The sequence below is a fragment of the Acidovorax sp. 107 genome (genome assembly GCF_003058055.1).
GTDB lineage: Bacteria > Pseudomonadota > Gammaproteobacteria > Burkholderiales > Burkholderiaceae_C > Acidovorax.
Genome location: NZ_QBTZ01000001.1, coordinates 2,384,526 through 2,410,039, shown reverse-complemented (window position 1 = coordinate 2,410,039; position 25,514 = coordinate 2,384,526). Strand labels below are relative to the sequence as shown.

21 protein-coding genes are annotated in these 25,514 nt (G+C 66.4%); 9 read left to right on the top strand and 12 right to left on the bottom strand.

The genetic code is table 11. The features are described 5' to 3' along the window. Positions 1-15 precede the first annotated feature (15 nt). From C8C99_RS11300 to C8C99_RS11290, 3 genes are read right to left on the bottom strand one after another with little or no spacing between them, the layout of a single operon-like run. A complete protein-coding gene (locus tag C8C99_RS11300) occupies positions 16-990 on the bottom strand; it encodes an HlyD family secretion protein (protein WP_108627128.1) in 975 nt (324 codons plus the stop codon). 5 nt (positions 991-995) lie between these two features. Further along, positions 996-2,420: a TolC family protein gene (locus C8C99_RS11295; RefSeq protein WP_233247207.1), complete on the bottom strand. Its 1,425-nt coding sequence runs from the start codon at positions 2,418-2,420 to the stop codon at positions 996-998. Between the two features lie 18 nt (positions 2,421-2,438). Continuing rightward, positions 2,439-3,260, bottom strand: a complete 822-nt coding sequence (locus tag C8C99_RS11290; RefSeq protein ID WP_108625801.1) for a metal-dependent hydrolase — start codon at positions 3,258-3,260, stop codon at positions 2,439-2,441. Between the two features lie 143 nt (positions 3,261-3,403). On the opposite strand from C8C99_RS11290, the gene C8C99_RS11285 reads away from it, so the two are divergent. Then, positions 3,404-4,027, top strand: a complete 624-nt coding sequence (locus C8C99_RS11285) for a TetR/AcrR family transcriptional regulator (protein ID WP_108627127.1) — start codon at positions 3,404-3,406, stop codon at positions 4,025-4,027. Positions 4,028-4,069: 42 nt separating this feature from the next. Here the strand turns inward: C8C99_RS11285 and C8C99_RS11280 are convergent, their stop codons facing one another. From C8C99_RS11280 to C8C99_RS11255, 6 genes are all read right to left on the bottom strand, one after another. Further along, entirely contained in the window at positions 4,070-4,456 is a 387-nt protein-coding gene (locus C8C99_RS11280; protein WP_108625800.1) for a VOC family protein, read from the bottom strand. A gap of 16 nt (positions 4,457-4,472) precedes the next feature. Continuing rightward, complete coding sequence (locus tag C8C99_RS11275; RefSeq protein ID WP_108625799.1) at positions 4,473-7,004, bottom strand: cation-translocating P-type ATPase; 2,532 nt, start codon at positions 7,002-7,004, stop codon at positions 4,473-4,475. Positions 7,005-7,115: 111 nt separating this feature from the next. Then, positions 7,116-7,280: a rubredoxin gene (locus C8C99_RS11270; RefSeq protein WP_108625798.1), complete on the bottom strand. Its 165-nt coding sequence runs from the start codon at positions 7,278-7,280 to the stop codon at positions 7,116-7,118. Between the two features lie 30 nt (positions 7,281-7,310). Continuing rightward, positions 7,311-8,078, bottom strand: coding sequence for a cytochrome b/b6 domain-containing protein (locus tag C8C99_RS11265; RefSeq protein WP_108625797.1), 768 nt, complete (start codon positions 8,076-8,078; stop codon positions 7,311-7,313). 45 nt (positions 8,079-8,123) lie between these two features. Next, on the bottom strand, positions 8,124-8,648 hold the full coding sequence (locus C8C99_RS11260; protein WP_108625796.1) for a diheme cytochrome c: 525 nt from the start codon (positions 8,646-8,648) through the stop codon (positions 8,124-8,126). Between the two features lie 10 nt (positions 8,649-8,658). Beyond that, positions 8,659-9,063, bottom strand: a complete 405-nt coding sequence (locus C8C99_RS11255) for a DUF1924 domain-containing protein (RefSeq protein ID WP_108627126.1) — start codon at positions 9,061-9,063, stop codon at positions 8,659-8,661. Between the two features lie 113 nt (positions 9,064-9,176). On the opposite strand from C8C99_RS11255, the gene C8C99_RS11250 reads away from it, so the two are divergent. Genes C8C99_RS11250 through C8C99_RS11240 form a run of 3 tightly spaced genes read left to right on the top strand, consistent with a single transcriptional unit; the run spans position 9,177 to position 11,728 of the window. Beyond that, positions 9,177-9,563 carry a PepSY domain-containing protein gene (locus C8C99_RS11250; protein WP_056638106.1) on the top strand — a complete coding sequence of 129 codons (387 nt, stop codon included), beginning with the start codon at positions 9,177-9,179 and terminating at the stop codon, positions 9,561-9,563. A 24-nt stretch (positions 9,564-9,587) separates the two neighbouring features. Beyond that, a complete protein-coding gene (locus C8C99_RS11245; RefSeq protein ID WP_108625795.1) occupies positions 9,588-10,289 on the top strand; it encodes a response regulator transcription factor in 702 nt (233 codons plus the stop codon). Continuing rightward, positions 10,286-11,728, top strand: coding sequence for a sensor histidine kinase (locus C8C99_RS11240; protein WP_108625794.1), 1,443 nt, complete (start codon positions 10,286-10,288; stop codon positions 11,726-11,728). The genes C8C99_RS11245 and C8C99_RS11240 overlap by 4 nt, the downstream gene beginning before the upstream one ends. 236 nt (positions 11,729-11,964) lie before the next feature. Here the strand turns inward: C8C99_RS11240 and C8C99_RS11235 are convergent, their stop codons facing one another. Beyond that, entirely contained in the window at positions 11,965-14,319 is a 2,355-nt protein-coding gene (locus C8C99_RS11235) for a DUF1631 family protein (protein WP_108625793.1), read from the bottom strand. Between the two features lie 97 nt (positions 14,320-14,416). Further along, the gene (locus C8C99_RS11230) at positions 14,417-16,498 is read right to left on the bottom strand and encodes a sodium-translocating pyrophosphatase (protein WP_056638055.1); all 2,082 of its coding nucleotides are present in this window, start codon (positions 16,496-16,498) and stop codon (positions 14,417-14,419) included. 256 nt (positions 16,499-16,754) lie between these two features. On the opposite strand from C8C99_RS11230, the gene ppa reads away from it, so the two are divergent. Both ppa and C8C99_RS11220 read left to right on the top strand, forming a co-directional pair. Beyond that, positions 16,755-17,291 carry an inorganic diphosphatase gene (ppa, locus tag C8C99_RS11225; RefSeq protein ID WP_056638058.1) on the top strand — a complete coding sequence of 179 codons (537 nt, stop codon included), beginning with the start codon at positions 16,755-16,757 and terminating at the stop codon, positions 17,289-17,291. Positions 17,292-17,496: 205 nt separating this feature from the next. Continuing rightward, positions 17,497-19,332: a methyl-accepting chemotaxis protein gene (locus tag C8C99_RS11220; protein ID WP_108625792.1), complete on the top strand. Its 1,836-nt coding sequence runs from the start codon at positions 17,497-17,499 to the stop codon at positions 19,330-19,332. Between the two features lie 195 nt (positions 19,333-19,527). On the opposite strand, the gene C8C99_RS11215 is transcribed toward C8C99_RS11220, so the two are convergent. Then, entirely contained in the window at positions 19,528-20,337 is an 810-nt protein-coding gene (locus C8C99_RS11215; protein WP_056643686.1) for a triacylglycerol lipase, read from the bottom strand. A 269-nt stretch (positions 20,338-20,606) separates the two neighbouring features. Between C8C99_RS11215 and C8C99_RS11210 the strand changes: the two genes are divergently transcribed. The 3 genes from C8C99_RS11210 (at position 20,607) to C8C99_RS11200 (ending at position 25,494) form a co-directional block, all read left to right on the top strand. After that, positions 20,607-21,140 carry a chemotaxis protein CheW gene (locus tag C8C99_RS11210; protein ID WP_056643688.1) on the top strand — a complete coding sequence of 178 codons (534 nt, stop codon included), beginning with the start codon at positions 20,607-20,609 and terminating at the stop codon, positions 21,138-21,140. Positions 21,141-21,290: 150 nt separating this feature from the next. Continuing rightward, entirely contained in the window at positions 21,291-23,090 is a 1,800-nt protein-coding gene (locus tag C8C99_RS11205; RefSeq protein WP_108625791.1) for a methyl-accepting chemotaxis protein, read from the top strand. Positions 23,091-23,694: 604 nt separating this feature from the next. Then, on the top strand, positions 23,695-25,494 hold the full coding sequence (locus C8C99_RS11200; protein ID WP_108625790.1) for a methyl-accepting chemotaxis protein: 1,800 nt from the start codon (positions 23,695-23,697) through the stop codon (positions 25,492-25,494). Positions 25,495-25,514: the final 20 nt, after the last annotated feature.

Genomic DNA, 25,514 nt, shown 5'->3' with positions numbered 1-25,514 from the left:
TGCATCAGGCGCATGTCATTGCACCAGCACCGTCATACCGGGGCGTGCGCCCTCGATGGGGGCTGCCGGGCGCGCGCGTACTTCAAACGTGCGGGCGTCGAAGCCCTGGCCTGCGCGCGTGGCGCGCCAAGTGGCAAAGTCCGGCAGCGCGGCCGTGTGGTAGACCTTGAACTTCACGGTTTTGCCGCCCAGGGCGGGCAGGGTGGCGTCGAACTCGTTGCCGATGGCAAAGCGCTGCAGTCGGTCTTCGCGCACGTTCAGCACCACCCACTGGTCCTTCAGGTCCACCACCGTGACCACGGCCACGCCCTGCGGCGACAGCTCACCCGTGCGGGCCAGCACCTTGGCCACTTCGCCGGCGACGGGGCTCTTGAGCTCGGTCTCGGCCTGGGCGGCCTGCACCTCGGCCACCACGCCCGCCACCTGGCGCGCCTGGGCGCTGGCGGCGGATCGGTCTTCGCTGCGCGCACCGGCGCGGGCCAGGTCGTACTGGGCCTTGGCGGCCAGTGCCTGGTCGCGCGAGGCCTTGAAGTTGGCCTCGGCCTCGTCGCGTTTTTGTGCAGCCACCAGGCCCTCGCGGGCCAGGCCATCGACGCGTTTGAAGGAGGACTCAGCCAGGTCGGCAGCGGCCACGGCGCGCTGCCAGTTCAGGCGGGCCATCTCCACCTCTTGCGGGCGGGCGCCGCTTTCGGCCTTGGCGGCCACGGCCTGGGCGGCCTCCTGGGCGGCGGTGGCCTGCGCCAGCTTGGCCTTGACCTCGGGGCTGTCCATGCGGATCAGGGGCGTGCCCACCGCGATCTGGTCGCCTTCCTTCACCAGGATCTGCGCGATGCGCGCAGTGACCTTGGGGGCGATGTCGGCCTCTTGCGCTTCGATCTGGCCCTGAAACACCTCGGGTGCGGGCTGCGAGGCCTTCCACAGGCCAAAGCCCACAAAGCCTGCCACGGCCACAAAGGCCACTGCGCCGACGGCTGCTGTTTTCTTGCTCATGCTCTTCACTCCACTTTCAGCGCATCAGCGCGCGCCATGTATTTGCCAAAGTCTTCCGACAGGCCACAGGCCTCCAGCAGGTCGGCCAGCGCTTTCACGTAGTCGTGGGCGGCCTGGGCGCGTTCGGTCTGGGCCTTGGCCTGGTTGACCTGCGCGTCGATCAAATCCAGCGTGGTGCTGGTGCCCGCCTTCAGGCCCGAGATGCGCAGGCGCAGCACTTCGTCGGCCAGCTCCAGCCCCGGCTGCAGCGCAAAGTAGGCGCGGCGCGCCTGCTCCAGGGCCAGCCAGCGCTTTTCCACCAGCAGGGCAATGTCGTTCTGCGCCTGAGCACCGGTGCGCTCGGCCTGCTCGATCTGGCGGTTGGACGATTCGGCCAGCGCGTTGCGGTCGATGGAGTCCCACAGCGTCCAGCGCACGCCCACCCCGGCCACCCAGTCGGCGTCACGGCCGGTCTTGAGCTGGCGCTGGCCAAACGCAAACACCTGGGGCTTGCGCAGTGCCTCCTGGGCGGCGTGCAGTTGCGTGGCTTGCTCTTTCTTGGCGGCCACCTTGTCCAGCCCGGGGTGGTGGGCCAAAGCGGTGTCGATGAAGTGGGGCAGGGGTTCGACCGGCTGGCTCAGCACAAACAGCGGGCTGGTGGGCGTGACGGGGTCGGTCGCCTTCAGGGTGCGGGTCAGCGCCGTGGCGGCCAGCTCGGCATCGTCGCGGGCCTTGCGGGCATTGCGGCGGGCCTCTTCCAGTGCGGAGCGGGCCTGCAAGCGTTCGACGCGTGCGATCACACCGGCGTCCAGCATCTTCTGCGCGGCAGCGTCGTGCTGTTCGATGGTCGCCAGGGCCGATTCGCGCAGTACGGCAGCGCGCTGCGCCAGCTGGGCGCCAAAGTAACGCTGCACCAGCAACGTGGTGGCCTCGTGGCTGGTTTTGGTGGCGTCGGCCTGGGCCTCTTGCGCCTGGGCATCCAGCAGGCCCCGAGCGGCATTGCTGGCGCCGCCCATGTAGATGGGCCAGATGGCGGAGACCGAGGCCGTGGTGTCGCTCTTGCTGCGGTTGAGCGTGTAGCTGGACGGCAGGTGGGGCAACTGGGCCAGTGAGCCCGCCAGCTGGGGCGGCAGCTGCGACAGCACGCCGGGCAGGGCGCGGTTCAGTGGGTTCAGGTCCACGTCCAGGTTGGCGTTGTAGGTGTAGGCAGCACCGCTCAGGTTGACCGCCGGGCCGCCCAGGCGCTGCATGGCGTCGCGGCGCAGCTGGGCGCTTTCGACGGCGTTGCGCGATGCGGCCAGCTGGTCGGAGCGCTGCTGCAACTGCTGCAACGCTGCGTCAAATGCCAAGGGACCAGCGTAGGCCTGCAGGGGCAGGACGGTCGATGCAAGCAGGCAGAGCAAAGCCGCGCCTGCCCGGCCTGTGTGCCGGGGCGTGGTGGGATGGGTCATGGTGTCAGGTCGTGGTTGTCAGCGTGCACCCACGGGGGTGTAGGCGTTGCTGTGCTCTGCCAGCCAGCGTGCCGACAGGTCGGTGCCGTGCTGGCTGGGGTGAAAGTCGGGGCGCAGGTATTCGCGCCAGGGGCGCCAGGTTTCGCGCACCAAGCCGCCTTTGCCGAACAGCGTGCGTGCGGCGCTGGTCCAGGTGCTCCATTTCCACAGCGAGCCATCGCGGCGCAGGTTCAGCACCGTCTGGCGCAGCACATCGCCGAGGAACACCACCGTGATGCGGCGGAACCAGGTGATGCGCCACTCGTGGTTGCCGCCCAGCGCCTGGTAGAGGTCGAAGGCGGTGTTCTTGTGCTCGGACTCTTCGGCGCAGTGCCATTGCCACATCGTGGCCAGGCGGGGCTCGGCGCCCTGCAGCACCTCGGGGTGGGCCAGCAGCCATTCGGCCAGCAGGGCGGTGAAGTGCTCGTTGGCAGCGGTCACGGCCAGCGGATGGCGTGGATCGGCGCCCGCAAAAAGCTTCATGCGCTCTTGCGCACGCGGGGCCCATTCATTGGCGAGGCCCTGCTGGTCGAGGTGGCCGTTGAACAGCGCGTGGATGCGGCGGTGGGTGGCCTCTTGCCCGATGAAGCCGCGCACCTCGTCGGCAAACTGCGCCTGTTTGTCGGGGGGCAGGGCCTTGTGGCCGTCACGCACGGCGTCGATAAAGAACTGCTCGCCCACCGGAAAACTCATCGACAGCGCATTGAACAGCGCCGAGCGAAACGCGTCGCCACCGCACCAGCGGCGCGCAAAAGGCGTCTCCAGGTCGATCAGCAGGCGGCGGACAACGAGTTCGGTCATGAAGAAGGCTCCTGGTGCAAAGGGGGGCCGCACGGTGGTGCACAGGTTTGGTACTTGGCAGTACCGATTGGGTTTGTATGATGCAGATCAACTATGGTACTGTCAAGTACCTCATTGAATTTTCTGCATTGCGATCAGCCTCCATGAGTGAAGTCACTGCCCCAATTGCTACACCCGCCGCACCCGCTGCGGGCACCGAACACCGCGCCCGCCTGCTGGAAGGCATGGCGCGCGCCGTGGCCGCCAAGGGCTATGCCGACACCACCATTGCCGACATCGTGCGCGAAGCCAGCGTGTCGCGGCGCACCTTTTATGAAAACTTTGCCGACAAGGCCGAATGCCTGACCGCACTGTATGAGGCGGCCAGCGGCAATGCAATCGCGGTGCTGCGCGCTGCCATTGACCCCCACAGTGACTGGGAGGCCCAGGTGGAGCAGGCCATGGCGGCCTACTTTGGCGTGCTGGCGCGCAACCCCGTATTGCTGCGCACCTTGTTCATCGACATTCTGGGCCTGGGCCCCACGGGCCTTGCCGCGCGCCGCCGCGCCAACCAGCAACTGGCCGACCTGATGCTAGACGTGGTGAACAACCGCCCGGGCGAGCGAAAACGCAAGGCCCCACTGCAGCCCATGATGGCCATGGCCGTGGTGGGGGGCATCAACGAAATGGTGCTGCACTCCATCGAGCAGGACCGGGCCGGGCAGCTGCAGGAGCTGGTGGAGTCCGCTTCCACGTTGTTGCGGGCGGCAATCTCTGCGGAGTTTTGAGTCTGTTGGGTAATGCTTACCGCTGCCCGCGCAGCGAGCGCCTCACACCTCGTTGGCAATCTCGATCAGGTTGTCGTCAGGGTCGTAGATGTAGACCGAGCGCAGCCGGTGGCGTGCGCCCGTTGCGCCCACCGGGCCTTGCACGATGGCGACGCCTTCGGCCTGCAGGTCGGCGATGACGTCGTCCAGCGACATCCGGGTGAGGAAGCACAGGTCGCCCGAACCCGCCGTGGCGTGGCGCACATTGGGGTCCACCACTCTGCCCACTTCGTGCAGGTTGATCTTTTGCGCGCCGAAGTGCAGCGCGTACCGCTGGGGCTTGAACTCCTGCGCGGTCATGCCCAGCACACGCTCATAAAACGCAATGGTTTTGTCGATGCTGGCAACGGTCAGCACGACGTGGTCGAGTGAATCCAGAACGATGGTCATGGTGTGGGGCAGAGGGTCAGGCGGGTGAAGGATGGAGCGCCGGTGCCGTGGGCTGCAGCCACCGCTTGTTGGCGGCAAACACCACCGTGAGCAGCAGCCCGGCCAGCAAGGCCATAAACCAGTGCAGGGGCGACAGCGGCACAAACCGGAAAGCATTGGCCAGCCACGGCACGGTGGTGATGGCCGCCAGCGCGGCCAGCGTGCCTCCTGCCACCCACAGGCTGACCGGGGTGAGGCCTGCCCACAGGCTGCGCCAGCTCGTCTGGCTGCTGCGGCTGGGCAGGATGAGCGCGGCGTTGGCGGCCACCAGCACCACAAACGCGGCCGTGCTGGCGGTGGCGGCATGGGCGGGCTGGCCCAGCAGCCAGGCGTACAGGCCCACCACGGCGACCGTCACCACGCTGCCTTGCAGCACGCTCAGCAGGATGTGGCGGGCGGACAGCAGCGGCTCGTCGGCCGCGCGGGGCGGCTGCTGCATGAGGTCGGCAGCACCTTCTTCGGCCTCGAAGACGATGGAACAGGCCGGGTCGATGACCAGCTCCAGAAACGCGATGTGCAGCGGCGCCAGCACCAGCGGCAGCCCGAACAGCACCGGCAGCAGCGCCAGCCCGATGATGGGCACGTGCACCGCCAGTGTGTAGACCATGGCCTGGCGCAGGTTGGCAAAGGTCTGCCGCCCCCGGTGAATCGCCAGCACGATGGCCGCGAAGTCGTCGTGCAGCAGCACCAAGGCCGCAGCCTCGCGGGCCACATCGGTGCCGCGCTGGCCCATGGCGATGCCGATGTGTGCAGCCTTGAGGGCGGGGGCGTCGTTCACGCCGTCACCGGTCATGGCCACCACCTCGCCCTGGGCCTTGAGGGCTTCGACCAGCGCCAGCTTCTGGTGTGGCTTGATGCGCGCAAACACGCTGACCTGCCGGACCTGGTCGGCCAGCACCTGGGGCGGCATCTGTGCCAGCTCGTCGCCGGTGATCACACGGTCGTTGGCGATGCCCGCCTGGGCTGCAATGGCACGCGCGGTGCGGGGGTGGTCGCCGGTGATCATCACCACGCGAATGCCCGCCTGGCGGCACTGCGCAACGGCCTGGGGCACTTCGGGGCGCAGCGGGTCGGCCAGGGCCACCAGGCCCAGCCACTCAAAGTCAAAGTCGTGCTGGGCGTCGGGCCAGGTGTCTTGCGTGCGGTGCCGGGCCTTGGCCACGCCCAGCACCCGCAGGCCTCGGTCGGCCAGGCGCGCGGCCTGGGCGCTGACGGCGGCGCGCTCGGCGTCGGGCAGGTGGCAAAGGTCGGCCACGGCTTCGGGCGCGCCCTTGGTGGCCACCGTGTCGTGCGCCGAGGTGCCGTCGCGCCACAGGTGGCTCATGGCCAGCAGCTGGGGCGACAGCTCGTATTCGCGCGCCAGCGACCATGCGGGGTGCAGGTGCTCGGTGTCCACCAGATGGTCCGCCGCCATGCGGTGAAAGGCCTGCTCCATGGGGTCATGCGGTTCGATCTCGCTGGCCAGAACAGCGTATTCGAGCAGTTCGTGGAAGGCATCGGGCAGCGCGCTGCCATCCGCTGCGGTGGGCAGGTTCTGCACATTCAGCTCCTGGCCCGCAATGCAGAGCGCCGCCACGGCCATGCGGTTTTGCGTCAGGGTGCCGGTCTTGTCCACGCACAGCACGGTGGTCTGCCCCAGCGTCTCGATGGCGTTGAGTCGCCGCGTGAGCACCTGCTGCGCCGCCAGCCGCCTTGCGGCCAGGGCCAGGAAGATGATCATGATCACGGGCAACTCTTGCGGCAGCACCCCCATGGCCAGCGTGATGCCCGCCAGCACGGCCTGCAGCCAGTCGCCCCGCAGCGCCCAGAACAGGGCCACCAGCAACGCGCACAGCGACAGGCCTATGGCCACCAGCTTGCGCGTGAGCCGCGCCATTTCTTCGCGCAGCGGCGAGGCCTGCAGGGCAATGGTGTCGAGCGACTGGCCAATGCGGCCCAGCTCGGTGTGCCGCCCCACGGCCGTCACCTGCACCAGGCCCTGGCCGCTGACCACCAGCGTGCCTGCAAACACCTTGTCGGCAGGTTGTTTGACCACAGGCTCGGATTCGCCGGTCAGCATCGATTCGTTAGCTGCCAGCTCGTGGGCCTGCAGCAGCGTGCCGTCGGCCGGGATGCGGTCGCCCTCGGCAATCATCAGCAGGTCTTCACGCACCACGTCGCGGCCTGCAATGCGCACCAGGGTGCCGCCGCGCAATGCCAGCGCGCGGGGGCTGGAGAGGTCGCGCAGGGCGTTCAGCGCGTTGTCGGTGCGGCGCTCCTGCAGCACCGTGATCGCCATGATGATGACCACAAAGCCCAGCAGGATCAGCGCCTCGTGCGCGTCGCCCATGGCGAGGTAGATGGCACCCGCACCCAGCAACAGCAGGAACATGGGCTCGGTGACCACGTCCCAGGCCATGTCGCGCAGCGTGCGGCGCTGGCTGATGCCCAGTTCGTTGGGGCCCTCGTCGCGCAGGCGCTGGGCGGCCAGGGCTGGGTCAAGCCCGGTGGGGGAGTCGGTAGGTGGCATGGAGTGTGTGAGGCTGCGTTGCACAGAGGATGCAATGGTGTAACGGTTATACCGCGCACCGATGTCTGCAGCCCTGACGCGGCGCAGCGGCCTGCGGCCAGCGTTCTTTCGTCACACTTCGCACATCACAAAGTCCGCCTTGCCAACATTGCATTCGGGGCAGCGCCAGTCGTCGGGCACATGGGCCCAGAGTGTGCCGGGCGCGATCCCATGGTCGGGCAGGCCGGCGGCCTCGTCGTAGATCCAGCCGCAAACGGCACACATGTAGATTTTCATGGCGTGGTTCCTTCTGTTTTGGGCTGTGCGTCAGTCGTCATCGTGGTGCCGCTGGCGTTCGGTCGATGTGCTGCTGGTAACCCAGCCGCTGGGCGACTGCTGCCACTGCCAGGCGCCAAAGGCCAGTGTTGCGATCAGCAGCAGGGCGGCGAGCCAGGTGCGGTTCTTCGGGACCAGGTCTGGGCCCTTGCCCTCCACCCGGCCGGTGAGCATGGGCAGGGCCTGGTTCTTGCGGCGCAGCACGCTCAAGCCAGCAATCAGCGCAATATGGGCCAACACCACAAACAGCAGGGCGTTGCCGAAGAACTCGTGCACTTCTTCCATCGCTTCTCCCATCCAGTTACCACCGAGCGCAGCACCCCAGTCGTTGTACGTGGCGTAGCCGCTGAGGGTGAGGGGTACCACCAGCGCCAGCAGCAACACGATGGCCAGCGCCATCAGCAGGTTCTGGCCCTGGCGCCAGTTGATCTGCGTGACTGATGGGGCCTGGGGCAGGGTTCGCAGCCATGTGGGCGCCCCAGTCAGCTTGCGCCACAGCAGGCCCAGGCCCGAGCTGCGCGGCCCGAAGATGCCATACAGCAGGCGAAAGCCCAACAGCCCCGCCATGGTGTAGCCCAGCGTGGCGTGCAGCAGCCGCCAGTGCTCGCCATCGGCCGTGGCGTAGGCCCCCGCAAAGCTCAGTGCAAACAGCCAGTGGAACATGCGCGTCGGCGCATCGGTCACCCGGCGGCTGGGGGGACTGGCGGGGGCGGGCTGCGCTGAGGCATCGGCGGGATGGAGGGTGGGGGTGTTGTTCATCGTGTTTTCCTTGTGTCGGCTCCAGCGGATGGATGTGCGTGGCGGTCAGTCGTTCCAGGCGCGGCGTGAGCGGGCATCCAGCCCTACCGGCATGCGCAGGTTGTGTTCGTCAAACTGCCCCTGGTCTGCGCCGGTGTGGCAGGCCGCGCAGTTGGCGGCGCTTTTCACGCTGGCGAGCTTCCAGGTGGCGGGTTCGATCTTTCGGTGTTTGCGCTCAAACCAGGCCGAGCGGGTGATGCGGTCCTCGGGCGGCTCTTCGTTCACGCGCTTGTAGGTGCCGGCGTGGGCCTGCAACCACTGGTTGAGCTGGCGCACGGTGGCCGCGTCCAGCGATGCGTCGGTGCCGTAGTGCTTGTCGAGGCCCGTCATTACACGGTTCCACGACGCTGCGGGCAGCAGGCCGGGCGGGTAGGCGGTGTGGCAGGCAGCGCATTCCTGCGTGTAGGCGTTGGGCACATTGCGGGGCATGGCGCGCCCGCCGTCTGCATGGGCGCTGGAGAGGGACAGCAGGGTCAGCGCGCAAGCAGCGGCGGCCAGGGCTGCAGGTCGCAGGGGGGCAGGTTTTTTCATAGTGTCGGTCTCAGGGCTTGAGGGCGTTGAGGTAGGCCAGCACATCGGCCTTTTCCACCGCCGTGCATTCACGGCTCAGCACGTCGTTGCAGTTGCGGCGGAACCACTTGTCCACCTTGGCGGTGTCGGTAAAGGCCTTGGGGTTGAAGGCCGGCGCCAGGGGCGCGATCGGCTTGCCGGTGCTGGCATGTTTGCCCTGCGCGGTGGGCGGTGTGCCGTGGCAGGACGCGCAAGACCACTCGCCGCCATGGCGCGTGGTGAAGAACTCTTTGCCCTTGTCGGCGTTGCCGGGGCTCCCGGCCTGTGCGCTCCAGTGGGCAAGCTGTTGGGTGGCTGTGGTGTCGGCGGCTTGGCTCGTGCCAGCAGCTGCCAGTGCGCAGAGCGCGGCCAAGGTCAGTGTGCGAAGGGAGGTCATGCCATGGTCCTTGTGGGTTTTGTCTTGTGGGGCCATTGTTGAAATCCCTGCCTGAACGGCGCGTGAAAGGCCTGTTCATCGGTCGTTCAGATTTCGCGCGGGACAATGCAGCCATGTTTTTCTCCCTTCACCCCGCTTCTGCAGGCCGCTTTGCCCGGCGCTCGCGCCTGGCGGCCTGTGTGCTGTGCGCTGCTGTGCTGGCCGTGCCGTCTGCCTGGGCCAGCGGCAAGGACGACCATGATCGGGCGCGGCAGGCTGTGCAGGCGGGCCAGGTGCTGCCGCTGCCCACAGTGCTGGAGCGCCTGCAGCGCGAGGTGCCGGGACAGGTGCTGGAAGTGGAGCTGGAGCAGGAGCGCGATCGCTGGATTTACGAGATCAAGCTGCTGACGCCTGCCGGACAGTTGACCAAGGTCAAGCTCGATGCGCGCACCGCCGAGGTGCTGGGCGTGCGTTCTCGAGAATCGCGCGAAGATCAGCCACGAAGCCGGGACAATCGCTGACACCCCTCCGACCACAACACCCCCATGCGCATCCTGCTGGTAGAAGACGACACGCAACTGCGCGCGCAGCTGCGCACCGCGCTGCAAGACGCGGGCTACACCGTGGACGAGGCCGATAACGGCCGCGATGCGCAGTTTCTGGGTGAGACCGAGGCGGTGGATGCCGTGGTGCTGGACCTGGGCCTGCCGGTGGTGGACGGGCTCACTGTGCTCAAGCGCTGGCGGGCCGAGGGACGCAATATGCCGGTGCTGATCCTCACTGCGCGCGACAACTGGCACGAGAAGGTGGCGGGCATCGACGCGGGTGCCGATGATTACCTGACCAAGCCCTTTCACCTCGAAGAACTGCTGGCGCGCCTTCGCGCTCTGATCCGCCGCGCCAGCGGGCAGGCATCGGCCGTGCTGCAGTGCGGGGACTGGTCGCTGGACACCCGCAGCGGCCGCGTGACTTGCGCGGGCCAGCCGGTGACGCTGACAGCCCATGAGTACAAGGTGCTCGACTACCTCATGCACCGACCGGGCGTGCTGGTGTCGCGCGCGGAGCTGACCGAACACATTTATGCGCAGGACTTTGACCGGGACTCGAACACCATCGAGGTGTTTGTGGGCCGCTTGCGCAAGAAAATGTCGCCCTCTGCAGGTTCGGCGGCTTCGTCGGCAGCAACGGCGGCTTCGGCCCGCATAGAGACCGTGCGTGGCATGGGCTACCGCCTGGTGCCGCCATGAGCTCGCCAGGTACGCCACCTGCGCCGCCCGTGCACTGGTTCCGGTCGTTGCGGGTGCGGCTGCTGGCCGTCACGCTGGCGGGGGTGGCTGTGGCCATGGTGCTGGCTGGGCTGGTGCTGAGCGGGTTGTTTCGCGAGCATGTCCAGCAGCAGTTTCAAGCCGCGCTGCAGCTGCAGCTGGACCAGCTCACGGCCCGCCTGGAGTTTGATGCGCAGGGGCAGCCAGTGATTGCCGCCGAGGCGCTGTCGGACCCGCGCTGGCTCAAGCCCTATTCGGGCCTGTATTGGCAGGTGGACGCCATGGCACCCGATGGGCAGGGGCGGGCCGGAGTGCTGCGCTCGCGCTCGTTGTGGGACACCAGCCTGGCGTTGCAGGTAGACGCCTTGGCCGATGGCGCCGTGCATGTGCATGAGATGGCAGGCCCGCAGGGCGCGCCTTTGCTGGTGCTGGAGCGCACTGTGCGCGCCGAAGGCACGCATGAAGCCCGTTGGCGCCTCATTGTGGCCGCCGACCTGCAGGCCACGCAGGCAGCCACGGCCCGGTTTACCGGGGTGCTGGCGCTGTCACTCGCGGCGCTGTTGGTGTTGCTGGCCGCGGCTGCCTGGGCACAGGTGGCGGTGGGGCTCAAGCCCTTGCAGGTACTGCAGCGCGCGGTGCAAGATGTGCAAGAGGCCCGCGCTCCGCAACTGCAGGGCAGCTTCCCCGCCGAGGTGCAGCCACTGGTCGATGACTTCAATGCGGTGCTGCGGCGCTATGCCGAAGTGGTGGAGCGCGCACGCACGCAGGCGGGCAACCTGGCACATGCGCTCAAAACGCCCCTCACGGTGCTGGAGAACGCGGCCTGTGCGCAACCACCCGCTGATGGTGCGGCGCTGGCGGCTCTGGTGCGTGAGCAGGTGCTGGTGTCACGTCGGCACATTGACTGGCATCTGGCCCGGTCGCGGGTGGCCGCGTCTGCGCACCTGCCGGGGCAGCGTACCGCGCTGCAGCCGGTGGTGGAAGGCCTGGTACGCGTCATGAACAAGGTGCACGCAGACAGGGGGCTGGACATCAGCGCCGATCCGTCCCCAGCGCCGCTGTTCTTCGCGGGTGAGGCGCAGGACCTGCAGGAAATGCTGGGCAACTTGCTGGACAACGCCTGCAAATGGGCTCGGTCTGCGGTACGGCTGCAAGCGCAGGCGTTGCCCCTCGGCGTGGATGCCGCGCAGCGCCAGCTGGTGATCACGGTGGAGGACGACGGCCCCGGCATTGATCCCGCACAACGTGCGCAAGCGCTGGAACGCGGCGTGCGCCTGGACGAAACCGTGCCTGGTACAGGGCTGGGCCTGGCCATCGTGCAGGAGCTGGCGGCACTGTATGGGGGGCGGCTGGATCTGGAGCCTGCGGGATTGGGCGGTTTGCGTGCGACGCTCTGGCTGCCTGCGGCGACTTCTCGCTGAACCGCTGCTGCTGCTTCTGTTGGCGCAGGACAGCCGCAACCAAACCCGCCAAAGCGGGACGCACAGAAAAAAGCCCGCCAAAGCGGGCTAAGGCCCTGACAAATTCCCCTGAATCCTGCAAAGCCTTGGAGTGATGGAAACAGGTTATCACCGTCTGCGGTGTTTGACCACTCCTGTTGTGCAGGCGGTAAGTACAAGTTCCAAGGTGTCGGTGTGTGAAATCCGGCACGTTGCCGTCAGTGCCTGCTTTCCACGCTGTTGTGCATGGCCGTCTGGGCCACGGCGTCCAGGGCGTTGTCCACCACGGTCTGCTCGGCCAGCACCTGGACGGCACCTTGCAGCAGCAGCCGGTCCAGCAGCCGCAGGGTCATGGACTGCGTTCGGCCGGAGGCGCTGGTGAACAGGAACAGGTTGCCATGCGAGCCGATCCAGGACAGCTGGGTGCGCTCCCACTGGCCGGCGACCTGCAGGTTGACCCAGGTACCCACCGTGATGGTGGCGGGGGTCAAAGACAGGGCTGCTGCGACGCTGGGCTCCGCCTCGGCGCCGGCATCGCCCTCTTCGGACTCGGGCGCCTGCGAGACGTCCATGTAGCCTGACTCCCTCGCTTCCGAGGGCGCCACCCAGGGGTCGTCCTCGTCCAGGGGGGCCGGTTGTGGTGGCTCCGCGCCGGGTGCCGCGAGAGCTGCTGCAGGCGATGGGGACGGCGCGGCCACTCGCGGCCCGGGTGTGAAGGCCTGCTGGTGCAGTTGCATCAGCAGCTCAAACACCGCCTCCGTGCGGTCGGCTGGGTAGTCGATGGACGCCAGGCCTTCGCGCAGTTTGGGCAGCAGTTTGGGCAGCAGGCGGGCGAGCTGGCCGGTGTTCGCGCGTGTCAGCCCGGGCTGCACACTCCAGATCAGTGCATCCACCAGTTCCTGGTACCGGCCCGGGTCGGTCGTGCCCGGCTTGACGGACAGACGGGCCTCCGCCATGACCTGGGCCCAGGGGCCCAGCAGAAAGCGCGAGATGGCGTCGGGCACTTTGCCGATGTCTGGCAGCAGCCAGATCTCGCGCGATATCTGCGCGGCCAGCAGATGGCGCTGCTCTACATGCTGCAGGGCTTCGATCGCGCGCTGGCGCTCCTGCTTGAGCGCCTGGTCTTTCTCGGCCCATTTGGCGTGCAGCTGCTGCAGCACTTGCTCAAAGTCATCGGCGCTGTCGATGGTGGCGGTGGCCAGCGGGCCGGCAATGTGCATGAGCGACCGCATGAAGCTCTGGAAACCCGGGGCTTCGGGGCTGTTGAAGGCCAGGCTGCGGTCGGTGATGTCCTGCAACAGGCAGCGCGCGGCATGCTCCTTGTGGCTGAAAAAGCGGGGGTCGACCAGCGCCAGTTGCATCAGCGCAGGCTCCAGTGCGCGGATGAACTGCTGCACCGGCCACAGCAGCCGGGTATCGCGTGCGATGTTATCCACCATCAGCGCCACCACCTCCATGCTCAAGGCCTGGCCCAGGCCCTGTACCTGCTGCCGCTGTGCGGCTGCAGGGTTGCCGTCTGCACCGCTGCCAGCGGGCGCGCGCGGTGTGCCCAGGCGTTCCATCATCTGGCCGACCTGGTTCATCTCTTGCAGCGCCTCAAACGCTGCAGGCACCGTCATCGCAAAATCCGTGGCCGGTGGGTCGATGGGTGGCAGGCCTTCCCCAGGGTGCTCGAACTCGCGCGCAAACCGGTCAGCAAACGATTCCTGGCTATCGCCGGTGACTGCATGCACATCGGCAGGCGCGGGTGCCTCGTTGAACTCGCCCAGCAGCAGACGGCGCAGGCGATCCAGCGTCAGCAGCGGGTCGCCCGTGCTGGTTGACGCAGAAGACAGGTCGTTGTCGGCCGCGAAGCCGGGTGACACCCCTCCATCGGCGGGAGCCACATAGACCACCTCGCCCGTGGCCTGCCGCATGGCATAGCCCACTGGCTTCACGCCGCTTTGCTTGAGCTGGTCGATTTGCGCCAGGTACAGGCTGCGCAGCTCGGCGCCCAGTGCCTGGGCCATCAGCCCCATCCAGTCGTGGCGCACTTGGGGCGTGACCTGCATCTGCGACACCACGGACTGCAGGGCCTGCAAGAAGACGTCGGGCCGCAGCGGGTTGTGCTCGGGCTGCACTCTGGGCAGGCCTTGGGCGGCGCACACCAGTGCGTCCAGGTCGGCCAGTGGCCCCTCCACTGCAGAGATCAGCACTTGCCGGGCGCGGGCGCGCTCCACACTGTCGTTGATCTGCGCCTCGTCCATCAGTTCGAGGTCGTCAAAGTGCACGGTGAACAGGGAGCGCGTGGGCTTGTCGTCGCCCTGTGCGGTGTCCTGGTCCAGGGACTTGCGCAGTGCGTCGGGGTAGCGCTCTGCCATCACCGATGCCAGCCGCATCAGCTGCTGGCGTGCCTCCTGCATCGCGTGGTGCTCGCCGGGGGTGCGGGCACTGTCCAGGCGCGACTGCAGGGACATGCGCGTGGTCTCGATGACGCGCTCCACCACAGGCCGGGCCTGGGTGAGCGCGATCTGGACGATGCGCTGCTGGGGTGCAGCGGGGCTGCCGGTCGGGGCGGTGGGTGTCAAGGCCATCTTCAGTGGGACTGGGTACCGGTGGCTGCTGTAGTGGGTGCAATATTACGCGTCAAAAAGGGGCCCAAGGCCCCTTTTTGACGGTGGTGCGGAGGCTTTACCCGCCGTGAAACTTGACCACCAGCGGCACGATGAGCAGCGCCACGATGTTGATGATCTTGATCAGCGGGTTGATGGCCGGACCGGCCGTGTCCTTGTAGGGGTCGCCCACGGTGTCGCCGGTCACGGCCGCCTTGTGCGCCTCGGAGCCCTTGCCGCCGTGGTGGCCGTCTTCGATGTACTTCTTGGCGTTGTCCCACGCGCCGCCGCCGGTGCACATGCTGATGGCCACAAACAGGCCCGTGACGATGGTGCCCATCAGCAGGCCGCCCAGTGCCTTGGGGCCCAGCAGCAGGCCCACCCCAATCGGCACCACCACGGGCAGCAGGCTGGGGATCACCATTTCCTTGATGGCGGCGGTGGTCAGCATGTCCACGGCCTTGCCGTATTCGGGCTTGCCCGTGCCGTCCATGATGCCCTTGATGGTGCTGAACTGGCGGCGCACCTCCACCACCACGGCGCCTGCGGCGCGGCCCACCGCCTCCATGGCCATGGCGCCGAACAGGTACGGGATCAGCCCGCCGATGAACAGGCCCACGATCACCATCGGGTCCGACAGATCAAAGCTCACGGCCCGGCCATAGGTTTCGAGCTTGTGGGTGTAGTCGGCAAACAGCACCAGCGCGGCCAGGCCGGCGGAGCCGATGGCATAGCCCTTGGTGACGGCCTTGGTGGTGTTGCCCACGGCGTCCAGCGGGTCGGTGATGTCGCGCACGCTGCTGGGCAGTTCGGCCATTTCGGCAATGCCGCCCGCGTTGTCGGTGATGGGGCCATACGCATCCAGTGCCACCACGATGCCGGCCATGCTCAGCATGGACGTGGCCGCCACCGCAATGCCATACAGACCGGCCAGGCCGTAGGCCACGATGATGGCGGTGCACACAAACACCACGGGCCAGGCCGTGGAGCGCATCGACACCCCCAGGCCCGCAATGATGTTGGTGCCGTGGCCGGTGGTGGATGCCTGGGCAATGTGCTGCACGGGGGCGTATTGCGTGCCGGTGTAGAACTCGGTGATCCAGACCAGTGCGGCCGTCAGCACCAGGCCAGTGGCGCAGGCACCAAACAGCCGCAACTGGGAGCCCGTGGCCGTGATGGCGTTGTCCGGCATGATCCACAGCGTGACGAAGTAGAACGCCACCAGCGACAGCGCCCCGGCAATCGCCAGGCCCTTGTACAGCGCGGGCATCACGTTCTTCATGCCGGGCGAGGCCTTCACAAAGAAGCAGCCGATGATGGACGCCACGATGGACACGGCCCCCAGCGCCAGCGGGTACACCACGGCATTGACCTGGGCCGTGGCCACCATCAGGGCGCCCAGCACCATGGTGGCGATCAGCGTTACGGCATAGGTCTCGAACAGGTCGGCCGCCATGCCGGCGCAGTCGCCCACGTTGTCGCCCACGTTGTCGGCAATCACGGCCGGGTTGCGCGGGTCGTCTTCCGGGATGCCGGCCTCTACCTTGCCCACCAGGTCGGCACCCACGTCTGCACCCTTGGTGAAGATGCCGCCGCCCAGGCGCGCAAAGATCGAGATCAGCGACGAGCCGAACGCAAAGCCGATCAGCGGGTTGAGCAGCGTGGCCAGGTGGGCGGTGGGCGTGAGATTGCCGTTGCCCGCCAGAAACCAGTAAAAGCCCGTGACACCCAGCAGGCCCAGCCCCACCACCAGCATGCCGGTGATGGCACCGCCCCGAAACGCCACATCCAGCGCCGGGCCAATGCCGTGGGTGGCCGCCTGCGCGGTGCGCACGTTGGCGCGTACCGACACATTCATACCGATGAAGCCGCACGCGCCCGAGAGCACGGCGCCCACCACAAAGCCCACCGCCGTGGTGCCGTCTAGAAACACGCCGATGAGCACCGCCAGCACCACACCTACGATGGCAATGGTCTTGTACTGGCGGGCCAGGTAGGCGGCGGCGCCCGCCTGGATGGCGGCGGCAATCTCCTGCATGCGGGCATTGCCCGGGTCTTTGGAAAGAATCCAGCCCCGGGCCCAGACGCCGTAGGCCACCGCGATGAGCCCGCAAACGAGTGCGAGGATGAGGGGGGATGTCAGTGCTGAACCTGCAGCCATTCAATTCTCCTTGGTGTGTTGCACGGAGGGGGACCAACGCATCGGTGGCTTCCCCGCTGCGTTGCTTCCTCGTGCTACCCATGCGTTTCGCGCAGGAGCCGATTGGCCAACAGGCCCAATTTACAGGCAAACGCCGGTTTGCAAGCGGGCAGAAAGGGGCGTGCGCCTAAAATCAGGGTTAATCCCGACGCTTCGTTGCGCTGCATCAGCGCCGAAGGCCTCGCGGGTTATCGTCAACAAACCACTATCCAAAGACATGTCCCTCAACAACGTCCCCCCAGGCAAGAACGTCCCTGACAGCTTCAACGTCGTCATCGAGATCCCGATGAACGCCGACCCGATCAAGTACGAGGTGGACAAGGAATCGGGCGCTATTTTTGTGGACCGTTTCATGACCACGGCCATGCACTACCCCACCAACTACGGGTATGTGCCGCAGACGCTGTCGGGTGACGGCGACCCGGTCGATGTGCTGGTGATCACGCCTTACCCGCTGTTCCCCGGTGTGGTCGTGCCCTGCCGCCCTCTGGGCATTCTGATGATGGAAGACGAGGCTGGCGTGGATGGCAAGGTGATTGCCGTGCCCACCTCCAAGATCCTGCCCATGTACGACCACTGGAAGAACATCGACGACGTGAACGCCATGCGCCGCAACGCCATCGCCCACTTCTTCGAGCACTACAAGGACCTGGAAAAGGGCAAGTGGGTCAAGGTGCTGGGCTGGGAAGGCATCGACGCCGCCAAGAAGGAAGTCACCGACGGCATCGAGAGCTACAAGAAGTCGCAAGCCTGATAGGCCTCTGGCGCCGGTGCTTCATGCACCGGTTGCTATTAAATTAAAAGCACGCCATCCGCCATGGATGGCGTGCTTTTTTTTGCAGTTGGAACCCGTGCGGGGTGAGGCAGGCCAGGCGAGTCCGGGTGGAGGGCGCTGATAGACTGCATTTGGTTACACGGCTGCGGCTGTCCCGGTGTTTCGAGGTACTTTGAGGTGATTCATGAAAATTTCTGATCTGCGCATCGGTGTGAAGCTGGCGGCGGGTTTCCTGGTGGTGGTATTGCTGACCGCCTTGCTCGGCGCCATTGCGCTGGTACAAATGTCCCGCATCCACGCCAACGCCGAGGAGATCGCCACCAACCTGCTGCCCAGCGTCACGCAAACGGGCGAATTGCGTGTGCTCCTCAATCGCATGCGCCGTGCCGAGGCGGGCATGGTCACGGCGCGCAGTGCGGCCGAGGTCAAGGCCTTTGGCGAGCAGGTGGCACAGCGCCACAAGGACCTGACCCGTGTGGAAGCGATCTACGAGCCGCTCATCGACATGCCCAAGGAGCGCGAGGTTTTTCAGGCCTACAAGACGCGCAAGGCGGCCTATGTGGTCTTGCAGGACAAGCTGGCGGACATTGCCAAAGGCGTGGACTTCAGCACCGCCGAGACCATGGAGCTCACCGCCGATGCGTTGGGCATGCTGTATTCGGGCGAATCGGAGTCGGCCTTTGTGGCTGTTGCCGAAACCCTGGGCGAGCTGCAAAAGATCAATTCGGAAGCCGCCCTGCGGGCCAATGACGAGGCGCAGCGGGTGTTCACCGGGGCGCGTATCTGGGTGCTGGGCACGCTGGCCCTGTGCGTGGCCCTGGCTGCGGTACTGGGCGTGGCCATCACCCGCGCCGTGACGCGCCCCGCCCACCATGCGGTGCTGGCCGCCCTCGCGATTGCCGATGGTGACCTGGCGACCGAGGTGCCTTCGGGCGGCAAGGATGAAATGGGCCAGCTGCTGAATGCACTGGGCGACATGCGGGCCAACCTGGCGCGTGTGGTGTCAGGCGTGCGCAGCAACGCCGAAGGGGTAGCGTCAGCCAGTGCGCAGATCGCCTCAGGCAATAACGACCTGAGCGCCCGTACAGAACAGCAGGCCAGCGCGCTGGAAGAAACGGCAGCGTCGATGGAAGAACTGGGCTCCACCGTGCGCCAGAACGCCGACAACGCCCGCGCCGCCAACCAGCTGGCCGTCAGCGCCAGCACCGTGGCCGTACAAGGCGGAGACGTCGTAGCCGAAGTCGTCGAGACCATGAAAGGCATCAACGCCAGCAGCAACAAGATTGCAGACATCATCAGCGTCATCGACGGCATCGCCTTCCAGACCAACATTTTGGCGCTCAACGCCGCCGTGGAAGCCGCCCGTGCAGGCGAACAAGGACGGGGCTTTGCCGTGGTGGCCGGAGAAGTACGCAACCTGGCAGGGCGCAGCGCAGAAGCCGCCAAGGAAATCAAAGCCCTCATCACCGCCAGCGTGGAACGCGTGGAACAAGGCACGGCATTGGTGGACAAGGCAGGAGCCACCATGACTGAAGTCGTCAGCGCCATCCGCCGCGTGACCGACATCATGGGAGAAATCAGCGCCGCCAGCAGCGAACAAAGCGCAGGTGTAGGCCAAGTGGGAGAAGCCGTCACCCAGATGGACCAGGCCACCCAGCAAAACGCCGCCCTGGTGGAGGAAATGGCCGCTGCCGCCAGCGCACTGAACGCCCAGGCCGGCGAACTGGTCAATGCCGTGGCCGTGTTCAAGCTCGACGCCAGCAGCACGAACAGCAGCTACAGCCAGAATCGCAGCACAGCAGCCCCCGCCCGCACCCCCATGGCAGCGCCTAGCTACAAAGCCCCGGCCCGCAGCACCAGCCTGGGCAGCAGCGCCAAGAGCGGCAGCAAACCCACCGCCAGCCTGGCAGCGCCCAAGGCCAGCAGCGCAGCCCCAGCAGCAGCAGCCAAAGCTGCCGCGCCCAGCCCGGCCCCGGCGCCCAAGGCAGGGGGAAGCGACGACGACTGGGAGAGCTTCTGACGAGGGCCAGACAGGTCTCGGTATGAAGAATTCAGGTCAAAACGGCCGCAAGCGCAGGTAGATCATGCGCTGATAGCTATCAAAACAGAAGTGAAGAAGCACGCAGAGGGGCTACCTTCTGCGTGCTTTTTTTTGCCTGGCACCTAGCAACGTGCCGTCCATTCAGGCCGGTCAGTGATCCGGTCTGTGCCCTGGTCAGCGGTGCGGGTTGGGATACACCAAGTGCAGCCCCGGCAACTGGGGGCGCTGAAAGGGTTGCCACACCACGCCAGGCCCGTGGGGCTGGCCCAGGCGGTCGGCCACGGCCCACCAGGCGCTCGGGTTCAGGCCGATGCCAAAGTGGCTGGCCACCACTTCGATGTTCTCGGTGTGGGGGTTGTGGTCGGCGGGCGCCTGGATGCTGCCGCGCCAGGCCACCACGCCGTCGGTGCGCGAGTAGATGCTGGTGGTGGGCACGGTGGGCGCCTCGGGCAGGTTGTAGTTCTCGGTCTCGCGCTCGATGCTGCGGCCGCTGGCGAATTGATAGATGCGCCAGGCGTTGGTGGAGGTGTGTGGCCCTGCAAACGGCGTGCCCAGGGTGACCACGCAGCGCACCAGGTCCGGCATCTCCTTGGCCAGCTCGCGGGCGTAGATACCGCCCAGGCTCCAGCCCACCAGGCTCACCTTGTTGCCGCTGGCATCCGCCGCTTGCTGCAATTGGGCCTTGGCGGTCTCCAGCACGCCTTCGCGCGGCCCCAGGTTCAGGCCCTGGCCCCAGCCCAGCGTGTTGTAGTTGCGCGATTCGAGGTAGCGGCGCAGGGGCAGGGTGGTGGTGTCACCCGCCGTGAGGCCCGGGAACACGATGACCGTGTGCCCATCCCCCAGGGGGGCTCGCTGCAGCACAGGCCAGGCGGGCAGCACGGCGCCAAACTCCCACGGTGCCCGCAGCTCCAGAGCCAGCAGGGGCAGGCTTGGCGGCGGCATGTGGTGCGGGTCGGTGGATTTGCGGTCGGAGAAAAAAGGCATCAGGTCGTCGTTTCCAAACGGGCGCCTGCCGGGCGGGGCACGCGGTTGCTGCGACGGTAGCAGTTTTTGCGCACCAAGGCAGGGCGCGAAATGGAGCAAGCTCTCCAATTGCCCTGGCCCGTACCCCGTGCAGTCCCCTTCAACCGGAGGGGGGGATTGCCGAGGAATGTCACATTTTGCAACCATGCACTGCTATGCTTTGGATAGCTCTTGCGTTCACCGCGTTCTGGCGCAGTTCGCATCCCTCCAACCGCCCGAAAGCCCGTGCCATGACCGCTATTGCCGCTGCTCCCGCCGCTGCCCACCCCACATCCCGCGCAGGGGCTGCCGGCCACACGGCAGCCGCGCGTGAATTCCTGACTTTTCGCCTGGGGGCGGAGGAATACGGCATCGACATCTTGCACGTGCAGGAGATCCGGTCGTACGAGCGGCCCACACGTCTGGCGCATTCGCCGGATTTCATCAAGGGCGTGATCGACCTGCGCGGCCGTATCGTTCCCATTCTGGACCTGCGCGTGAAGCTGCAGTGCTCCGAGGCCAGCTACACCGAGTTCACCGTGGTCATCATTCTTGACATTGGCGCCACGGTGATCGGTGCGGTGGTGGATGCGGTGGCCGATGTGGTCTCACTCACGCCCGACCTCATCAAGCCCACGCCCCAGTTCGAGCGGCAGGGCCATGTGGACCCGACCTTTGTCACCGGCATTGCCAGCCTGGGTGATCGCATGCTGATCGTGATGGACATCGAGGCGTTGCTCAGCAGCGACGAAATAGGGCTGGTGACAAAAGCTGCGCGCGGGTAACGTACGGTGTCCCGGGTGGGACATTCGTTGCCTGAAGACGCCAGACATCGCCGTGGTTTGCGCCTTGCCTGAGGGTGATTTGGTTTTTTTGTTTCGTCAACGAACTTCTAGCTAATCACCACCACAACATCAACCCAGAGGAGAAGAAGGATGAATCAGTTAAAGATTTCAACCCGGCTGGCCGTGGCATTTGCCGTCATGGTGCTTCTGCTGGCCACTTTGGGTGCGGTGAGCCTGGTGCGATCGGCCAACCAGCGCACAGAACTCAAGGAAGTGATTGATGTCCGGCTGCAGATCATCAAGTCCCTGGGAGTGCTCAATGACGGAGTGAACGAGCAGGCCATTCAGGTGCGCAATTTGGCGATCTTCACCAAAGAATCGATCGTGAAGTCGGCCACCAGCCAGATTTCTGCCTCTGCGGCGGAGATCGATGCGCAATACAAAACCCTCAACGAATTGCTCGTTTCTGACAAAGGCAAGGAACTCCTCACGCGCATGCAGCAGCGGCGCGCTGATTTCCTGAAGCTGAGGGATCAATACCTGGCACTGCTTCAGCAAGGGCAACGGGACGAAGGCCTCAAGCTCCTGGAAGAGCAACTTCGCCCCGCACAGCGGGCCTACATGGCCGCCATCGATGAGCAGATGGAGTTTCAGTCCCTTAAAACTGCGGACGCAGGTGCACGGGCCGAAGCGGCTGCGGCTGCGTTGCAACGGGATGTGCTGATCGCGGGCGCACTCGCCATTGGCATTGCGATCTTTCTGGCCGTCAGCATCATCCGCTCCATCACCCGCCCCCTGGCGCAGGCCGTGGAAGCGGCTGACCGCGTGGCGAGTGGTGACCTGAGCGGCCAGATCGTCGTGCAGTCCAAGGACGAAACCGGGCACCTGCTCAGCGCCTTGCAGCGCATGCAACAAAGCCTGGTCAACACCGTCAGCACGGTGCGCAGCAATGCTGAAGGCGTAGCCTCAGCCAGTGCGCAGATCGCCTCAGGCAATAACGACCTGAGCGCCCGTACAGAACAGCAGGCCAGCGCGCTGGAAGAAACGGCAGCGTCGATGGAAGAACTGGGCTCCACCGTGCGCCAGAACGCCGACAACGCCCGCGCCGCCAACCAGCTGGCCGTCAGCGCCAGCACCGTGGCCGTACAAGGCGGAGACGTCGTAGCCGAAGTCGTCGAGACCATGAAAGGCATCAACGCCAGCAGCAACAAGATTGCAGACATCATCAGCGTCATCGACGGCATCGCCTTCCAGACCAACATTTTGGCGCTCAACGCCGCCGTGGAAGCCGCCCGTGCAGGCGAACAAGGACGGGGCTTTGCCGTGGTGGCCGGAGAAGTACGCAACCTGGCAGGGCGCAGCGCAGAAGCCGCCAAGGAAATCAAAGCCCTCATCACCGCCAGCGTGGAACGCGTGGAACAAGGCACGGCATTGGTGGACAAGGCAGGAGCCACCATGACTGAAGTCGTCAGCGCCATCCGCCGCGTGACCGACATCATGGGAGAAATCAGCGCCGCCAGCAGCGAACAAAGCGCAGGTGTAGGCCAAGTGGGAGAAGCCGTCACCCAGATGGACCAGGCCACCCAGCAAAACGCCGCCCTGGTGGAGGAAATGGCCGCTGCCGCCAGCGCACTGAACGCCCAGGCCGGCGAACTGGTCAATGCCGTGGCCGTGTTCAAGCTCGACGCCAGCAGCACGAACAGCAGCTACAGCCAGAATCGCAGCACAGCAGCCCCCGCCCGCACCCCCATGGCAGCGCCTAGCTACAAAGCCCCGGCCCGCAGCACCAGCCTGGGCAGCAGCGCCAAGAGCGGCAGCAAACCCACCGCCAGCCTGGCAGCGCCCAAGGCCAGCAGCGCAGCCCCAGCAGCAGCAGCCAAAGCTGCCGCGCCCAGCCCGGCCCCGGCGCCCAAGGCAGGGGGAAGCGACGACGACTGGGAGAGCTTCTGACGAGGGCCAGACAGGTCTCGGTATGAAGAATTCAGGTCAAAACGGCCGCAAGCGCAGGTAAATCATGCGCTGATAGCTATCAAAACAGAAGTGAAGAAGCACGCAGAGGGGACACCTTCTGCGTGCTTTTTGCTGGGTGATGTAGTGGCGCTTGGTTCGTGGTTTCGAAGGCAAGTGGGGCCGAGGGAGTTGCCTGCTGGCGCAATGCCTGCTGCAGTGTGGGGAGCAACGGGCCGATGTGTGCGGCGGTGTTGCGCGCTTGGGTGCAACTTGTACGCAAACGTAACGGAAAGCGCTATGCTGAGCGGGACCGCTGCGGCGCGCGGTCTTTCGGTGAGTGGGCAGCGTTTCTTTTTTGCGCCGTTCTCCCCAGGAGCTCCGCAATGGACCTTGGTTTCACCGCTTCGCGCTCGCGCACGAAGCACCCTCCGGTAGCCGAGGCGACCCGCCGGGCTTCGGCCCGATGGTCTGTGGCGCCTACTACGGCGCCCCCACGACAGCCGCCGCCCACCGCGCTTGCCGCTCCCCGCATGTCTTCTCCCCAACGGTGGCGCGCAGCCAGTCGGGCGCAGCCTTTTGCATTGTTTCCATCAGGAGTGCCGTCATGAACCAGTTCAAGATTTCCACCCGCCTGGCAGGTTTGCTTGCGGTCCTGTGTCTGCTGGTGCTGCTGGTGGGCGCGGCGGGGTTGTATGGCATGGGCAACTCCAATGCGGGGCTCAAGTCGGTGTATGACGACCGGGTGGTGCCGCTCAAGCAGATCAAGGTGGTGGCGGACATGTATGCCGTGAACGTGGTGGACACGGCCCACAAGGTGCGCGACGGTGCGCTGACACCTGCGCAGGGCCTGCAGTCGGTGGCCGACGCGCGCAAGGCCATCGATGCCAACTGGAAGGCCTACCTGGCCACGCAGTTGGTGCCGGAGGAGACCCAGCTGGTGGAACGCTTCAAGCCGCTGCAGGCCAAGGCCGATGCGGCGACCGACGTGCTGGCGGGGCACTTCAGGTCGGGCGACGTGGCGGCCCTGACTGCATTTGCGGCCAAGGAGATGTACCCCGCCATTGATCCGCTGCAAGAGGTGCTGGGCCAGCTGATGCAGGTGCAGCTGGACCGCGCCAAGGCCGAATACGACAGCGCCGCTGCCAGCTACCAGACCATCCGCGCGCTGGCCATCGCGGCGGTGGTGGCGGGGATTGCGCTGGCGGTGCTGATGGGTGGCGCCATGATCCGGCAGATTTCGCGCGCTCTGGGCGACGCGGTGCAGATCACCAATGCGGTGGCGCAGGGTGACCTGACCGTGGCCATCCACGCGCGGGGCAAGGACGAAATTGCCCAGTTGCTCGGCGGCCTCACCGCCATGCGCGACAACCTGGCGCAGGTGGTGGCGGGCGTGCGCGGCAATGCCCAGGGCGTGGCGTCGGCCAGCGCCGAGATTGCATCGGGCAACAACGACTTGTCCATCCGTACCGAGGAGCAGGCCAGCGCGCTGCAGGAGACGGCCGCATCGATGGAGGAGCTGAGCTCCACCGTCAAGCAGAACGCTGGCAACGCGCGCCAGGCCAACCAGCTGGCAATGAGCGCATCCACCGTGGCGGGGCAGGGCGGCGACGTGGTGGCCGAGGTGGTGACCACCATGAAGGGCATCAACGACAGCAGCAAGAAAATCGCGGACATCATCAGCGTGATCGACGGCATTGCCTTCCAGACCAACATCCTCGCGCTGAACGCAGCGGTGGAGGCCGCCCGCGCGGGCGAGCAGGGCCGGGGCTTTGCGGTGGTGGCGGGCGAGGTGCGCAACCTGGCCCAGCGCAGCGCCGAGGCGGCCAAGGAAATCAAGTCGCTCATCACCGCCAGCGTGGAGCGGGTGGAGCAGGGCTCGCAACTGGTGGACAAGGCGGGCACCACCATGACCGAGGTGGTGGGCGCCATTCGCCGCGTGACGGACATCATGGGCGAGATCAGTGCCGCCAGCAGCGAGCAGAGCACAGGCGTGTCGCAGGTGGGTGAGGCGGTGACGCAGATGGACCAGGTCACCCAGCAGAACGCCGCCTTGGTAGAGGAAATGGCCGCCGCCGCCAGCAGCCTGAGCCATCAGGCCCAGGCCTTGGTGGGCGCGGTGGCGGTGTTCAAGCTGTCGGCCGAACAGGCGCGGGCGCCACAGCTTGGCGGCGCTGCGATCTCTGTGCCGCACCCCGCGCCCGCTGCGGACCCGCGCAAGGCGACCGGCGGCAATGCGGTGGGCAAGGCGACCCTTGCCCTGCGCTCAGCATCTGCGCCTGCCTCCAAGAAGGTGCCTACGGGCGGCGCCACCCCCTCCACCGCCAGCAGGGCAGCGGGCACTGCACCCCAAGCGGCCCCGCAGGCAGTGGCCGCAGGCGCCGAGGACGACTGGGAGAGCTTTTGACAGGTGGCAGGCCATTCGGG

Bases quoted from the DNA above. Each gene is read 5' to 3' on its own strand.
- C8C99_RS11200 (WP_108625790.1), top strand. From the start codon at position 23,695: ATGAACCAGTTCAAGATTTCCACCCGCCTGGCAGGTTTGCTTGCGGTC.
- C8C99_RS11235 (WP_108625793.1), bottom strand. From the start codon at position 14,319: ATGGCCTTGACACCCACCGCCCCGACCGGCAGCCCCGCTGCACCCCAG.
- C8C99_RS11245 (WP_108625795.1), top strand. From the start codon at position 9,588: ATGCGCATCCTGCTGGTAGAAGACGACACGCAACTGCGCGCGCAGCTG.
- C8C99_RS11270 (WP_108625798.1), bottom strand. From the start codon at position 7,280: ATGAAAATCTACATGTGTGCCGTTTGCGGCTGGATCTACGACGAGGCC.
- C8C99_RS11265 (WP_108625797.1), bottom strand. From the start codon at position 8,078: ATGAACAACACCCCCACCCTCCATCCCGCCGATGCCTCAGCGCAGCCC.
- C8C99_RS11300 (WP_108627128.1), bottom strand. From the start codon at position 990: ATGAGCAAGAAAACAGCAGCCGTCGGCGCAGTGGCCTTTGTGGCCGTG.
- ppa (WP_056638058.1), top strand. From the start codon at position 16,755: ATGTCCCTCAACAACGTCCCCCCAGGCAAGAACGTCCCTGACAGCTTC.
- C8C99_RS11220 (WP_108625792.1), top strand. From the start codon at position 17,497: ATGAAAATTTCTGATCTGCGCATCGGTGTGAAGCTGGCGGCGGGTTTC.
- C8C99_RS11290 (WP_108625801.1), bottom strand. From the start codon at position 3,260: ATGACCGAACTCGTTGTCCGCCGCCTGCTGATCGACCTGGAGACGCCT.
- C8C99_RS11230 (WP_056638055.1), bottom strand. From the start codon at position 16,498: ATGGCTGCAGGTTCAGCACTGACATCCCCCCTCATCCTCGCACTCGTT.
- C8C99_RS11250 (WP_056638106.1), top strand. From the start codon at position 9,177: ATGTTTTTCTCCCTTCACCCCGCTTCTGCAGGCCGCTTTGCCCGGCGC.
- C8C99_RS11255 (WP_108627126.1), bottom strand. From the start codon at position 9,063: ATGACCTCCCTTCGCACACTGACCTTGGCCGCGCTCTGCGCACTGGCA.
- C8C99_RS11210 (WP_056643688.1), top strand. From the start codon at position 20,607: ATGACCGCTATTGCCGCTGCTCCCGCCGCTGCCCACCCCACATCCCGC.
- C8C99_RS11285 (WP_108627127.1), top strand. From the start codon at position 3,404: ATGAGTGAAGTCACTGCCCCAATTGCTACACCCGCCGCACCCGCTGCG.
- C8C99_RS11205 (WP_108625791.1), top strand. From the start codon at position 21,291: ATGAATCAGTTAAAGATTTCAACCCGGCTGGCCGTGGCATTTGCCGTC.
- C8C99_RS11215 (WP_056643686.1), bottom strand. From the start codon at position 20,337: ATGCCTTTTTTCTCCGACCGCAAATCCACCGACCCGCACCACATGCCG.
- C8C99_RS11240 (WP_108625794.1), top strand. From the start codon at position 10,286: ATGAGCTCGCCAGGTACGCCACCTGCGCCGCCCGTGCACTGGTTCCGG.
- C8C99_RS11275 (WP_108625799.1), bottom strand. From the start codon at position 7,004: ATGCCACCTACCGACTCCCCCACCGGGCTTGACCCAGCCCTGGCCGCC.
- C8C99_RS11260 (WP_108625796.1), bottom strand. From the start codon at position 8,648: ATGAAAAAACCTGCCCCCCTGCGACCTGCAGCCCTGGCCGCCGCTGCT.
- C8C99_RS11295 (WP_233247207.1), bottom strand. From the start codon at position 2,420: ATGACCCATCCCACCACGCCCCGGCACACAGGCCGGGCAGGCGCGGCT.
- C8C99_RS11280 (WP_108625800.1), bottom strand. From the start codon at position 4,456: ATGACCATCGTTCTGGATTCACTCGACCACGTCGTGCTGACCGTTGCC.